Annotated in this window: 13 protein-coding genes; 6 read left to right on the top strand and 7 right to left on the bottom strand. The window is 75.5% G+C overall.

The window, feature by feature from the left end; all coding sequences use genetic code 11:
* Positions 1–86: 86 nt before the first annotated feature.
* Together ACFYUY_RS21810 and ACFYUY_RS21805 are read left to right on the top strand one after the other, a co-directional pair.
* Complete coding sequence (locus ACFYUY_RS21810; RefSeq protein WP_387902783.1) at positions 87–1,004, top strand: NAD(P)-dependent oxidoreductase; 918 nt, start codon at positions 87–89, stop codon at positions 1,002–1,004.
* A gap of 189 nt (positions 1,005–1,193) precedes the next feature.
* Positions 1,194–1,730 (top strand): RDD family protein, encoded by a 537-nt coding sequence (locus ACFYUY_RS21805; RefSeq protein WP_387902607.1) that lies wholly within the window; start codon positions 1,194–1,196, stop codon positions 1,728–1,730.
* A 41-nt stretch (positions 1,731–1,771) separates the two neighbouring features.
* On the opposite strand, the gene ACFYUY_RS21800 is transcribed toward ACFYUY_RS21805, so the two are convergent.
* Positions 1,772–2,791, bottom strand: a complete 1,020-nt coding sequence (locus ACFYUY_RS21800; RefSeq protein WP_387902604.1) for a DUF5937 family protein — start codon at positions 2,789–2,791, stop codon at positions 1,772–1,774.
* A gap of 77 nt (positions 2,792–2,868) precedes the next feature.
* Between ACFYUY_RS21800 and ACFYUY_RS21795 the strand changes: the two genes are divergently transcribed.
* Positions 2,869–3,783, top strand: coding sequence for an alpha/beta fold hydrolase (locus ACFYUY_RS21795; protein WP_387902602.1), 915 nt, complete (start codon positions 2,869–2,871; stop codon positions 3,781–3,783).
* Between the two features lie 87 nt (positions 3,784–3,870).
* On the opposite strand, the gene ACFYUY_RS21790 is transcribed toward ACFYUY_RS21795, so the two are convergent.
* Positions 3,871–4,269, bottom strand: coding sequence for a hypothetical protein (locus ACFYUY_RS21790; protein WP_387902599.1), 399 nt, complete (start codon positions 4,267–4,269; stop codon positions 3,871–3,873).
* Between the two features lie 177 nt (positions 4,270–4,446).
* On the opposite strand from ACFYUY_RS21790, the gene ACFYUY_RS21785 reads away from it, so the two are divergent.
* Positions 4,447–5,772, top strand: coding sequence for an ALF repeat-containing protein (locus tag ACFYUY_RS21785; protein ID WP_387902596.1), 1,326 nt, complete (start codon positions 4,447–4,449; stop codon positions 5,770–5,772).
* A 131-nt stretch (positions 5,773–5,903) separates the two neighbouring features.
* Complete coding sequence (locus ACFYUY_RS21780) at positions 5,904–6,425, top strand: peptidylprolyl isomerase (protein ID WP_360210560.1); 522 nt, start codon at positions 5,904–5,906, stop codon at positions 6,423–6,425.
* Between the two features lie 46 nt (positions 6,426–6,471).
* Here the strand turns inward: ACFYUY_RS21780 and ACFYUY_RS21775 are convergent, their stop codons facing one another.
* The 5 genes from ACFYUY_RS21775 to ACFYUY_RS21755 form a co-directional block, all read right to left on the bottom strand.
* Entirely contained in the window at positions 6,472–7,080 is a 609-nt protein-coding gene (locus tag ACFYUY_RS21775; RefSeq protein ID WP_387902593.1) for a response regulator transcription factor, read from the bottom strand.
* Positions 7,077–8,306: a sensor histidine kinase gene (locus ACFYUY_RS21770; RefSeq protein ID WP_387902590.1), complete on the bottom strand. Its 1,230-nt coding sequence runs from the start codon at positions 8,304–8,306 to the stop codon at positions 7,077–7,079. Before ACFYUY_RS21770 ends, ACFYUY_RS21775 begins: the two co-directional genes overlap by 4 nt.
* A 21-nt stretch (positions 8,307–8,327) precedes the next feature.
* On the bottom strand, positions 8,328–8,741 hold the full coding sequence (locus ACFYUY_RS21765; protein WP_360210554.1) for a hypothetical protein: 414 nt from the start codon (positions 8,739–8,741) through the stop codon (positions 8,328–8,330).
* A 128-nt stretch (positions 8,742–8,869) separates the two neighbouring features.
* Positions 8,870–9,964 carry an RICIN domain-containing protein gene (locus ACFYUY_RS21760; RefSeq protein ID WP_360210552.1) on the bottom strand — a complete coding sequence of 365 codons (1,095 nt, stop codon included), beginning with the start codon at positions 9,962–9,964 and terminating at the stop codon, positions 8,870–8,872.
* Between the two features lie 144 nt (positions 9,965–10,108).
* On the bottom strand, positions 10,109–11,266 hold the full coding sequence (locus tag ACFYUY_RS21755) for an alpha/beta hydrolase family protein (RefSeq protein ID WP_360210550.1): 1,158 nt from the start codon (positions 11,264–11,266) through the stop codon (positions 10,109–10,111).
* 230 nt (positions 11,267–11,496) lie between these two features.
* Here ACFYUY_RS21755 and ACFYUY_RS21750 point away from each other — a divergent pair, with 230 nt between their 5' ends.
* Positions 11,497–12,576, top strand: coding sequence for a hypothetical protein (locus ACFYUY_RS21750; RefSeq protein WP_387902587.1), 1,080 nt, complete (start codon positions 11,497–11,499; stop codon positions 12,574–12,576).
* The last annotated feature ends 89 nt before the right edge of the window (positions 12,577–12,665 follow it).

Below are 12,665 nucleotides of genomic sequence, written 5' to 3'. Positions count from 1 at the left end.
CTCACCTCAGGGTAACCACCCACTCCGAAGTGCGTACTTGATCATCCGGGGGAGCCGCGGCGAGCCTGAACGGCATGACGCACACCATGACTGACACCCCGTCGGACCACGCCGGCGACCGCGACCGCCCCGCCTCCCCCACCCCCCTCACACTGCTCGGCCTCGGTGCGATGGGCACCGCGCTGGCCGAGGCCTGGCTGGCCGCCGGGCACCCGCTCACCGTCTGGAACCGGACCGCCGCCCGCACCGAACCGCTCGCCGCGAAGGGCGCCACCGTCGCCGCGACCGCGGCCGCCGCGGTCGCCGCCAACCGGCTGGTGGTGGTCTGCCTCCTGGACGACGCCTCGGTCGAGGAGGCCCTGGCCGGGGCCGACCTGACCGGCAGGGACGTCGTCAACCTGGTCACCGGCACCCCGGGCACGGCCCGGGCCCGCGCCGCCGCGGTGACCGCGCGCGGCGCCCGCTACCTCGACGGCGGCATCATGGCCGTCCCGCCGATGATCGGCGTCCCGGCGGCCGGCCCGTACGTCTTCTACAGCGGTTCGCGCGCACTCTTCGAGGAGCACCGGGCGGCCCTCGCCGCCCCGGCCGGCACCCGGTACGTCGGCGAGGACGCCGGCTTCGCCGCACTGCACGACGTGGCACTGCTCAGCGCGATGTACGGCATGTTCGCCGGTGTCGCGCACGCCTTCGCGCTGGTGCGGGGCGAGTCCGTGGACCCACTGGAGCTCGCGCCGCTGCTCTCCTCCTGGCTCACCGCGATGACCGGCTCGGTCACGGCCACGGCGCGGCAACTGACGGCCGGCGACTACACCAAGGGCGTCGTCTCCAACCTGGCGATGCAGGTCGCGGGCGTGCCCACCTTCCTGCACACCGCGCAGGAACAGGGCGTGAGCACGGAACTGCTGACGCCCTACTTCGACCTGATGAAGCGCCGCCTGGCCGCCGACGACCGCAACGGCGCCGAGGACCTCACCGGCGTGGTCGACCTGCTGCGCGCCTGACCGTCTGAGGCGGCCGGGGTTTCGAATCCGCGGGTTGCGGAGCGCCCATATCATCGAAAGCGGCAAACAGTGGCCGTCATGGCCGAGTGGCCCCTTCGCGTATCGGATCCGCGGTTGAATCGACGCGGCCCGGGCGGATGAATCCGCGCGGGCCGGCATGTGCACGCCGAATTCGATCCGGAAGGCCACATGAACAACCCGTACAACCCGTACAACCCGTATGGTCCGGACGGATGGCGCGGGCCGGACCCGTACCCCCACCCCGGATATCCCCATCCGGGATATCCGGGCCATCCGGCGCCGGACCGGTCCTGGTCAGCCCCGATGAGGCCGGTCTACGCGAGCTGGAAATCCCGGGTGGCGGCATTCCTCCTGGGCTGCGCCATCGAGCTCATCCCTCTCGATTTCTTCGTCTTCACCTTGCTGAAGGACATCGGCGTCGGGGTGACTCTCCAGGCGGTCTCCGTCGTCATGTCCATCGTGGGTATGGCCACTTTCCTGCACGAGCAGGGCGAGGGGCAGACCACCGGCATGAAGCTGGTGGGCATCAAGCTGGTCCGCGAGCGCGACGGTTCCCCGATAGGTCTCCGGATCGCGATCCTCCGCCAGTTCGCGCATCTCGCGGATTCCGTCATGATGCTCGGCCTGCTGTGGCCGATGTGGGATCCGAAAGGCCAGACCTTCGCGGACAAGATCTGCGGCACCGTCGTCATCAGGACGCGCTGATGATCCGCCACCGACCACGGCCTCCCCGCACGGGATGTCTCCTACGTCGCCCGGTCCACCGCGCCCGCCCCGTCCGCGCCGCCGTCCACCCCGTCCACCCCGTCCGCGCCGGCGGTGAGCAGGGTGCCCGTGCGGGTGCGCAGGTGCAGGGCGGTGCGGCCGCAGCGGCGGGTGGCCACCAGGCCGGCGCCGCGCAGGGCGCCCAGGTGCTGTGAGACGGCTCCCGGGGTGACGCCCAGGCGGTCGGCCAGTGCGGGCGTGCTCAGCGGCTCGCCCAGCGCGGCGAGCAGCGCCGCCCGGGTGCGGCCCAGGACGGCGGCCAGACCGGCCGACGACGCCCGCGGCTGCTCCCAGAGCAGCCCCACCCCGGCCGCGGGGTAGCGGATCGAGGCGGCGGCGCGCGGGGCGTGGTCGACGATCACGTCCGGCCAGCCGAAGACGGTCGGCATCAGCACCAGGCCGTGCCCGCCCGCCTCGACCGTCCACGCCGCGCCGGTGCGCCGGCGCCCGTGCACCAGCAACTCGCCCTCCCGCCACACCACGTCACCGTGCAGCTGGGCGAACAGCCCCTCCACCCCGCCGTCCACCAGCGCCACCGCCCGCCGGCCGAGGTCCGCCTCCAGCACCGCCCGCATCCGCCCCCAGTGCGGGGCCACCAACCGCTCGTGACAGCGCGCCAGCGCGTCGGCGACCCGCTCCGTCAGGGCCGCGGGCGCGGGCAGCCCGCGGGCCCGGGGGCCCAGCGCGGCGGTGCACTCCGCCGCCACGTACGCCGCCTCCGCCGTGCGCACGGCGGCCAGCTCGGCCTCGAACGCGGGCAGCCGCTCGCCCGGCACCGGGAACAGGAAGGACGGCAGGCACCCCTCCAACAGGGCCCGCAGCAGCCCCAGTTCCGACTCCCCGGCCAGCACCTCCCGCGCCTCGCGCACCCACGGCCGGTGCACGTCGTGCCCGCCGGCCCCGAGTGCCGCCCGCACCCCGAGCACCGTCTCGGCCAGCGGCGACACCGCGAACCGCACCCGGGCCACCTCCGCCGCCGACAGCCGGATCTCCACCGCCACGCCGGCACCACCCCTCGATCGTTTAGCCCTGGCTGAACGATAGCCGCGCCCCGCCGCCACCCCGCAGGCTGTCCGCCATGACCACCACCCGCCCCCGGCGCCCGCAGACCACGCAGACCACGCAGACCTTCACCTCCCACGACGGGACCGAGCTCGCCTACCGCACCGTGGGCGACGGCCCGCCGCTGCTCTGCCTGCCCGGCGGCCCCGGCCGCGCCGCCGAGTACCTCGGCGACCTCGGAGGCCTCGCCGCCCACCGCACCCTGGTGCTGCCCGACACCCGCGGCACCGGCGCCTCCGCCGCCTCCGCCGACCCGGCCGGCTACCGGGTCGACCGCCTGGTCGCCGACGTCGAGGCGCTGCGCCGCCACCTCGGCCTGGACCGAGTCGACCTGCTCGGCCACTCCGCCGGCGGCAGCCTGGCCCTGCTGCACGCCGCCGCGCACCCCGACCGGCTGAGCAGCCTGACCCTGGTCACGCCCTCGTTCGCCGCCGTCGGCCTGCCCTCCGACACCGGCGCCGAGGAGGTGATCGCCGCCCGCGCCGGCGAGCCCTGGCACGCCGGGGCCGTCGCCGCCTACCGCCGGGTCAAGGCCGCCCGCAGCTTCGCCGAGGCCGCCCCGCACCGCCCCGCCTTCGAACCCCTCATGTACGGCCGCTGGGACGGCACCGCCCGCGCCCACGCCGCCGCCGACCCCCGCCAGCGCTCGCTGACCGTCAGCGAGCACTACTACGCCGACTACACCCCCGACACGGCGGACCTGCGCCGACGCCTGGCCGCCCTGCCCTGCCCGGTGCTGCTGCTCGCCGGCGAGCTGGACCTGTGGCCCACCGCCGTCTCCGCCGCCGGGGCGGCCGCGCTCTTCCCCGACGCCGCCCTCACCGTCCAGCCGGGCGCGGGCCACTACCCGTGGCTGGACGACCCGCAGGCGTTCACGGCGGCCGTGGCCGGCTTCCTGGCCTCGGCCGCGGGCCGGGCGGACGGCCGCTGACGGCCGGCGGCGCGGGTGCGGAAGGGGCGGGTGCCGGCGGGGTGCCGGCGGTCGGTGGCGTTCCCCGGACCGGCGGCGGTGGCGTGGTCAGCAGTCCGTGGCGATGTAGAGGAGGACGAGGCCGTCGTCGGTGGTGAACTCGTACGCCGCGTGGACGGGCGGATCCGTCGCGTCGAACCGGGCCCGCGCTTCGAGCCAGGCGCCGGGGCGCTCGGCCTCCGTCAGGAAGCGGGGCAGCCACCACCCGACCCGGTCGTCGTAGTGGTCGCCCATCGACATCATGTCGGCGCTCACGACCAGCCGCTTGGCCCGCCGGGGATCCAGCGGCCCGCGGGCGAGCCGCCAGTGACGGCCGTCGGCGTCGGTGAAGCCGCGGGCCATCAACGGCGAAGGGACGTAGGAGCCGACGGACTCCGCCTCGGGCGCCGGGCCCATGGCGGCCACGACGTCGGCAAAGGCTCCGGCACGTTCTCGCTTCTTCGGCACCCGCTCAGGATGGCAGGACCACCCCCGACGGTCGATCGGGATCGGCGGTGCGCAGGGTGGCCGCCGACGGGCCGCGGGGGCAAGCGTCCTGACCAGGAAAAACCTGGTATGGAGAACATAAAAGACGATCTATGCTGTCAATGTTCACGAGTTCTCCGTACGAAGCAGGTCTGCTGAATGAAGCTGCCCCGGGTGTCCGCCGTCGTCGCGGCCGCCGTCCTGGCCCCGACCGTCCTGTTCCCGTCGATGGCCTCGGCCGCCGACAACCCGCAGCCGGCCGGCGTCTCCGGCCCCGACACCGGCTCCGAGGGCGCCGCGGACCAGACGGGCGGTCAGGAGGAGCACGACCGGGCCGAGGTGCAGCGCCTGCTCGCCGACCCGGAGAGCGGCCCGGGTGTGCGCGAGGCCGCGCAGAAGGCCCTCGCCGGCACCGCCGCGGACCTGCGGCAGTTCCTGACCGTCGAGCTGGCGCGCCAGCGGGGCGACGACAACCGGGTCAAGCTCTCGAAGATCATGGTCGCCGGCGGCCCCGCCGTGCGCGAGGCGGCCGGCCACGCGCTGGACGGCACCGACGCCGACGTCCTGCAGTTCCTCACGGTGGGCCAGTTCACCGCCCGCGCCGAGGACCAGGACCGGGCCGAGGTGCAGCGCCTGCTCGCCGACCCGGAGAGCGGCCCGGGTGTGCGCGAGGCCGCGCAGAAGGCCCTCGCCGGCACCGCCGCGGACCTGCGGAAGTTCCTGACGACCGGGCTGGCCCGCCAGCGCAGCGACGACAACCGGGTCAAGCTCGCGCAGATCATGGACGTCGGCGGCCCCGCCGTGCGCAAGGCGGCGAGCCACGCGCTGGACGGCACCGACGCCGACGTCCTGCAGTTCCTCAAGGTGGGCCAGTTCACCGCCCGCGCCTCGGACGAGCGCGTCCTGGCCGTCCTCACCCTGTCCGACCCGGACAACGGCCCGCACGTGCGCGAGGCCGCGGTGAAGGCCCTCCAGGGCACCCCCGCCGACGTCACCCGCTTCCTGACCACCGAGCTTCCCGCGCTGCGCGCCACCGACCACCGGATCAAGGTCTCCCAGCTCGCCGAGACCGGCGGACCGGCCGTGCGCAAGGCCGCCCTCGCGGCCCTGGACGGCGCCGACGCGGCCGTCACCGCGTTCCTCAAGGCCGGCTGGGCCACCGCCCGCGCCGCCGACGAGGCCGCCGCGAACACCCCCGCCCCGCAGCCGACCCGGTCCGCCGAGCAGCAGCCCGCGGCCCCCGCCGCCCGGCCCGCCGCGCTCACCACCACGACCGGCACCACGGCGGACACCGCGGCAGGCGCCACCGGCGCCACCGGCACGACCACGGCCGGCACGACGGCCGCCGCGGCCGAGGTCCGCCCCGGCCAGCTGGCCGCCACCGGCACCGAGGGCCTCGGCTGGGAGGCCGGCGGCGCCGCCGCGCTCGGCGCCGTGGGCGCGGCGCTCGTCGCCGTCTCCCGCCGCCGCCCCGCCGAGGACTGACACCCCGGCGCTCCTGCGACGCCCTGACGTCGGCTGACGTCGCCCGACGCCCCCGGCCGCCCGTGCGGCCGGGGGCGCGGTGTGTGCCAGGATGCCGACGACACCGATCACCCGAACCGAAGGAGTCCGCCATGGCCAAGGGCCTGTTCGCGACCCTGGACACCACGCTGGGCCCGATCCGGCTGGAGCTGCTGCAGTTCCACGCGCCCAAGACGGTCCGCAACTTCGTCGAACTCGCCGAGGGCACCCGCGAGTACACCGACCCGCGCACCGGCGAGCCGGGCAGCGGCCCGTACTACGACGGCACGTCCTTCCACCGCGTGATCGCCGGGTTCATGATCCAGGGCGGCGACCCCACCGGCACCGGCACCGGGGGCCCCGGCTACGCCTTCGCCGACGAGTTCCACCCCGAACTGCACTTCACCAAGCCCTACCTGCTCGCGATGGCCAACGCCGGCCCGGGCACCAACGGCTCCCAGTTCTTCATCACGGTGGGCACCCCCGCCCACCTCAACCGCCGCCACACTATCTTCGGCCAGGTCGCCGACGCCGCCTCCAAGGCCGTCGTCGACGCCATCGCCGCCACCCCCACCGCCGACGAGCGCCCCGTCGAGGACGTCGTCATCACCAAGGTCACCATCGAGCGCCTCTGACCCCCGCCCCGGGCCCGCCACGGCAGCCCCCGGGACCGGGGTGGGGTCAGAGCCAGCCGCGTTCGTCGGCGATCCGCAGGGCCTCGGTGCGGTTGCGGGAGGTGGTCTTGGCGATGGCCGAGGAGAAGTAGTTGCGCACCGTCCCCTCCGACAGGTGGAGGCGGGCGGCGATCTCGGCGACCCCGGCGCCGGCGCGGGAGGCGTTGAGCACGTCGCGCTCGCGGGCGGTGAGCGGGGAGGCGCCGGCCGCGAGGGTCGCGGCGGCCAGCTCCGGGTCCACCACCCGCTCGCCCGCCGCGACCCGGCGGATCGCGTCGGCCAGCACCTCGGCCGGGGCGTCCTTGACCACGAAGCCCAGCGCCCCGGCCTCCATGGCCCGGCGCAGGTAGCCGGCGCGCCCGAAGGTGGTGAGGACGACCACCCGGCAGCCGGGCACCTGCTCGGCCAGCACCGCGGCCGCCGCCAGGCCGTCCAGCCCGGGCATCTCGATGTCCAGCAGCGCCACGTCGGGGCGGTGCTCGCGGGCCGCGCCCACCACCTGGTCGCCGCGGCCGACGGCGGCGACCACCTCGAAGCCGTCCTCCAGGTCGAGCAGCGCGCACAGCGCGGTGCGCACCAACTCCTGGTCCTCGGCGAGCAGCAGACGGATCGTCATGTCGTCCCTTCCCCGGCCGGCGGGCGCCCCCGGTGGGCACCCGGCGGGACGGTGACCAGCAGCCGCCACCCGCGCGGGCCCAGCGGCCCGGCCTCGACGGTACCGCCGGCCGCCGCGACCCGTTCGCGCAGCCCGGCCAGCCCCCGCCCGCCGCCGCTGTCGACGCCGGAACCACCGGACCCGCCGTGGCCACCGGACCCGCCGTGGCCGCGGTAGCCGCTGCCGTCGTCGCGGATCTCCACCGAGGAGGCGGTGAGCAGCACCGTGCAGCGCCCGGCCCGGGCGTGCCGGACCACGTTGGTCAGCCCCTCCCGCACCACCCAGCCGAACAGCTCCCGCTCCGCGGGGGCCACCGCCTCGGCCGCCGACGGCAGGTCGGCCACCACCCCGGCGGCCCGCAACAGCTCGCGTCCGCGCGCCAGTTCGCCGGCCAGTGTCACCTCGCGGAAGCCGGAGACGGCCGCCCGCACGTCCGTCAGCGCCTGCCGGGACAGCTCCTCCACGGCGGCCATCTCCGCCTGCGCCCGGTCGGCGTCCCGGTCGGCCAGGCGCTGCGCCAGGCGGGACTTGACGGTGATCGCGGTGAGGGAGTGCCCGAGCAGGTCGTGCAGGTCGCGGGCGATCCGGTCGCGTTCGGCCTCCGAGGCGAGGCGGGCGACCTCGGCCCGGGCCGCGACCAGGGCCCGGTTGGTGCTGGCGATCTCGGCGAAGGCCCCCACCGTCAGCGCGTTGAACAGCAGTGCCAGGGCCTGGAACCCGCCGGGGCCGGTGTGCCAGGGGGTCACCGCCCACGGCACCAGCAGGGCGGCCAGCGTGCCGGCGGTCACCACCGGGGCGGCGCGGCGGGGCCACAGCACCACGGCGAAGGAGACCCCGACGGTGGCGAGGAAGAACGCGTCCTCGTGGGCGAACGGCAGCGCGGCCAGGAACAGTGCGCCCTGCACGGCCAGCAGCCGGGCCGCCCGGCGCCGGTGGCCGCGCACCATCGCCCGGGCGGTGGCCAGGTAGCACAGGCCGAACGCGGTGACCACGGCGTACCCGGCGGCCGCGGCGGCGCCGGACACGGTGGAGCCGACGGCCATGGCGGTCAGGGCGGGGTAGACCAGCATCCCGGTGCCCAGCAGCGTGCGCCGCCAGCCCTGCGCCCAGCGTTGCGGGGACGGCGGCGGGGGCGGCTGCTGCCCGTCCTGCCGCCCCCGCCGGGTCGTCCGTCCGGACCCGTCCACCCGAACCCGCCTCACGTCGCGTCAGACCGTGCGGAACAGGGTACGCAGCCGGCGCCCGTTGACGAGGACGGCGACACCCAGCAGCGCCAGTCCGCAGAGCCCCTGCTCGACCTTCATCCAGACGGGGAAGGTCCCGGGTGCGGCGATGATGGCGACGACCGCGGCGACCAGGACGGCCGAGACGATCCGCAGCCGGCGGTAGGCACGGTGCGATCCGCGGGCGGCCCGCCCGGTGAGCGCGAGGGCGAACGCGGCGCTGGCGGCGGCCGCGGTGCCGCGGATCCACACCGCGGAGTTCACCGCGTCGTGGTGGTCACGGAGGGCGAGGGCGGCCACCAGGGTGGCCACGCTGAGGCCCAGGTAGGCGAGTACGAGTCGCCTGACGTCGCGCAGTGCCCGGACGGTGTCGGGGTGGCTCGGGTCGGTGGAGGTCATGCCCCCATCGTGGCCGGGCCCGGGCTCCGCCCGGCAGTGTGCAGGTGCACCGCCGGACGGTGACAATTGTCAGCCGCCGCCCGGCGGGGCCGGGCGGCGGCTGGGGTGGAGCGGGTGGAGCCGGGGCGTCAGGCGCAGGTGGTGAAGGTGGGGCTGGTGTTGGCGATGTAGAGGGTGGCGCCGCCGCTGGGGTCGGAGGTGAGCGGGATGGTGATGGTGTCCTCGGCGGTCCACGGGATGCCGCGGGCGTCGAAGGTCCAGGTGCCGGTGACCTTGCGGGCGAGTTCGGCCAGGGTGACCCAACCGTACTGCTGCGGCGGGACGTTGACGGTGACGCTGTTGTTGACGGTGGTCGAGCCCTGCCACACGTTGGTGTAGTTGACGCTGGTGGTGACCGCCGCCTTGAACACCTCCCCGGCCGTGCCGCCGATCTCCGACCCGATCTGGCCGCCGATGCTGCTGGACCAGCCGCTCATGCTGGTGACGGCGAAGTTCTGCTGGGCGGCGCTGCTGGTGTTGTTGAACCAGACGGAGGAGACGCAGATCCTGGGCAGCGGCGCGGCGGGGGCCTCGCTCTTCAGAGCCCAGGAGCAGGAGCCCGGGTCCTTCTGGCACTGCTTGGCGGCGTGGTCCAGGGCGAGGCTGCGGGCGGCCGCGGGGAAGCCGGTGGACCACTGCTGGTTGACGGTGCCGTTGCAGGTGTACTGGTCGGTCCAGGCGTCGTCGTACTGGGCGCCGAGCAGCAGGTCCAGGCAGGTGTTGTCGCCCTGGTGGCGGATCATGAACGCGTCGGCGGAGCCGGCGACGGGCTGCAGGAACCAGCGCTGGCTGGCCTGTCCGGCGCAGGTCTGCTGGCGCAGGGCGGGGGTGAAGAAGGCCAGGTCGATGCACTTGCCGGTGTCGTTGTTGACGATGGTGAAGGAGTAGTCGGACGGGTCGACGCTCAGCCGCCAGGACTGGTGGTAGCCGGGCGCGGAGTTGGTGACGACGTAGGCGCCGTCGCCGGTGTTGCCGTTCTGGACGTCGAGCTGGCGCCCGTTGCTCAGGGACTTGATGGTCAGGCACTGCTGGGGTGAGCTGCAGGCCGCGGCCGGGGCGGCGGCGGCCCGGGCGGTCGCGAACGGGGCGGCCGTCAGGCCCAGGGCGGCGCAGCAGGCCACCAGGAGGGCGGCGAGCAGGCGCAGCCGGGCGGCCGGGCGGCTCGGGGTCGCGGTGGAGGGCACGGGGGCGGGGTCCTTTCGTCGGGGTGGGTCGTGTCGGGGGCCTGCGGGATCCGCACGGGGTGCGGCCCGGGGTGTGACCGGGGTGTCGCCGGAGGCCGGGGAGAGGGGCGGCAGGTCGGGCCTGCGGGCCGGGAGGCCTGCAGGTCAGGCGGCTGCGGCGAAGGCCGCCTCCAGGCGCGGGACGTAGTCCACGAGGTCCTGCGCCCAGCAGCCGGGGCTGTGGCCGCCGTTGCAGGCGGGGCCCCAGGCGGCGCCGTTGCCGTAGTCGACGTAGTGGTGGGGCAGCCGCAGGGCGTCCAGGCGGTCCTTGAGGCGCTTGGCGGTGCCCTCGGCCCAGAACTCCATGTCGCCGGCGTTGCCGTTGCCGTTGCCGGTGTAGACGGCGATGCCGGTGTCGGCGAGCAGGCCCAGCCGGGAGACCGGGTCGGCGGCGTTCCAGCGCCAGTCGGCGTTGAACACCGGGTAGGGGGAGCCGAAGACGGCGTCGCTGGACACGGTGGGGCCGAAGTCGAGGCCGCAGGGCCGGCCGTCGCTGGGGCCGCACAGCACGGTGCCGGCGTTGGTGAGGGTGGCGACCACGGCGCCGCGGATGATCATCTCGTCGACGGACAGGTCGTTGGCGCCGGACATGGTGAGGACCTGGCCGAACAGGTCGGGGCGGTCCTGGGCGTAGTGCAGGGCGCCGAAGCCGCCCATCGACAGGCCGCCGACGGCCCGGCTGCCGCGCCCGGTGAGGGTGCGCAGGTTGGCGTCGACGAACGGGACGACCTGGTTCAGGTGGAAGGTCTCCCAGTTCTGCGCCCCGGCGGCGGTGTTCTGGTCGAGCCAGTCGGTGTACCAGCCGCGCAGCCCGCCGTCCGGGATGACGGTGATCATCGACCTGGCCGCGGTGAGGGCCGGGTAGGCCAGGGCCGGGTCGCTCGGGTTGTCCGAGGCGCCGTGCAGGAAGTACAGGACGGGGTAGCGCCTGGTCGGCTCGGCCGCGTAGCCGGCGGGCAGCAGGATCCGGACGGTGTGCTGCCCGGCGACCTGGGGGGTGGTCACGGTGATCACGAAGTTGGTGGCGCTGCCGGTGGCGGTGCCGACCTGGGTGAGCCCGAAGCCGTCGTGCAGCGGCGGCGGGGCGTCGGGCGCGGCGAGGGCGGCGGGTGCGGCCGGCAGCAGCAGGAGCAGGCAGGCGGCCAGGGCGGTGAGCGCCGCACGGGCGCGCCGGTGCGGGCCGCCTCCGGCCGAGGTGCTGGAGGCGGTGGACTTCGGCCGGGTGCGTCCGGGCAGGGGGAACGGGGGCCGGGCAGGGGTCATGGGCCGTCCTTGGCTGGGGGGTGCTGCGCCGCGAGTGCCGCCGCTGCCGTCGCCGCTGCCGCTCCCGCACATGTCTGGACACCGACAACTCTGGCGAGATCGTCTCGCCGGACGCCAGAGCGCCCGGCGGCCCAGTTGGGCCACTGGCGCATGTGCGCCACCGGCGCGGGTAGCCTCCGGCGGTCCGTACGCTCCGCACACGACGAAACACGGGGGGTCTCGTGCACGACGTGCTCGATCCCGAATCCGAACGCGGCCGGGTCTACCGCTGCCTGGTCGGCCATCCGCAGGCACGGGCCGCGGAACTGGCGGCCAGGGCGGGCCTGGAGGAGGGCGCCGTCCTGGCCGTGCTCAGGGGGCTCGCCGAGGAGGGCGTCGTGGTGGCCTTCGACCGCTCCGCCGCCGACCGCTCCGCCGCCGCCGACCGCTCCGCCGCCGCCGACCGCTCCGCCGCCGGTGGCCACTCCGCCACCGCCGATGGCCACGACTCCGGCCGGGGGCGTGACGTCGGCAGGGACCACGACCACGGCTGGGAGGCGCTGCCGCCCGGCCGGATCGTCGAGGCGGTGCTGCAGAGCGACGCCCTGCGCCAGGCCACCGCCCGCCGGGCCGGCGCCGAACTGGAACGCCTCTACCGCTTCGCCCGGCGCGACGCCGGCACCTACGGCGCCCTGGAGGTGGTCGAGGACCGCGCCCAGGTGCTGGCGGCCAGCCGGCGGCTGCAACTGGCCGCCCGCCACCAGATACGGGTGATCGACGTGCCGCCGTACTCCGGCAGTACGGCCTTCTACCTCGACCAGGAGGTGCTGCAGCGCCAGCGGATGGCCGCAGGCGTGGCCTACCGCTCGATCTACCACGGCTGCGCCTTCGACGACCCGGTCGCCGGCCCCAACATGGCGCGCATGATCGAGGCGGGGGAGCAGGCCCGCACGCTGGACGATCCGCCGCTCAAACTGGCCCTGGGCGACGACGACCTCGCGATCGTCACGCTGCCCGCCGACGGGCGCCCGGGCGTGGTGTCCCTGCTGATCCGCCCCTCCGCCCTGCTGCGGGCGCTGGCCGCGGTGTTCGAGACGCTGTGGCGCCTGGCCGTCCCGGCCACGGTGGACGGCGTCGGCCTGCAGATCGACGACCGGGACCGCCGCATCCTCACCCTGATGGCCAGCGGCGCCACCGACGACGCCATCGCCCGCCGGCTGGGCCTGGGCCGGCGCACGGTGGTGCGCCGGGTCTCCGCGCTGCTGGCCCAGCTGGGCGCCACCACCCGCTTCCAGGCGGGCGTGCAGGCGGCCCGGCGCGGCTGGCTGTGAGCCGGTCCGCACCGGGCCGTCCTGCCCCGCCCCGGGGGGACGGGGGCGGGGCGGGGCAGGGTTTCAGGTGGTCGTCAGCAGATGAGCGG

It is taken from the genome of Kitasatospora sp. NPDC004745, assembly GCF_042873275.1.
Taxonomy (GTDB): domain Bacteria; phylum Actinomycetota; class Actinomycetes; order Streptomycetales; family Streptomycetaceae; genus Kitasatospora.
The sequence above is the reverse complement of the archived record's forward strand: the minus strand, read 5'-3'. Positions and strand labels throughout refer to the sequence as shown.

What these genes read in the sequence shown, in the direction of transcription:
- ACFYUY_RS21810 (WP_387902783.1), top strand. Translation starts at nt 87, where the DNA reads ATGACTGACACCCCGTCGGACCACGCCGGCGACCGCGACCGCCCCGCC.
- ACFYUY_RS21805 (WP_387902607.1), top strand. Translation starts at nt 1,194, where the DNA reads ATGAACAACCCGTACAACCCGTACAACCCGTATGGTCCGGACGGATGG.
- ACFYUY_RS21795 (WP_387902602.1), top strand. Translation starts at nt 2,869, where the DNA reads ATGACCACCACCCGCCCCCGGCGCCCGCAGACCACGCAGACCACGCAG.
- ACFYUY_RS21785 (WP_387902596.1), top strand. Translation starts at nt 4,447, where the DNA reads ATGAAGCTGCCCCGGGTGTCCGCCGTCGTCGCGGCCGCCGTCCTGGCC.
- ACFYUY_RS21780 (WP_360210560.1), top strand. Translation starts at nt 5,904, where the DNA reads ATGGCCAAGGGCCTGTTCGCGACCCTGGACACCACGCTGGGCCCGATC.
- ACFYUY_RS21775 (WP_387902593.1), bottom strand. Translation starts at nt 7,080, where the DNA reads ATGACGATCCGTCTGCTGCTCGCCGAGGACCAGGAGTTGGTGCGCACC.
- ACFYUY_RS21765 (WP_360210554.1), bottom strand. Translation starts at nt 8,741, where the DNA reads ATGACCTCCACCGACCCGAGCCACCCCGACACCGTCCGGGCACTGCGC.
- ACFYUY_RS21755 (WP_360210550.1), bottom strand. Translation starts at nt 11,266, where the DNA reads ATGACCCCTGCCCGGCCCCCGTTCCCCCTGCCCGGACGCACCCGGCCG.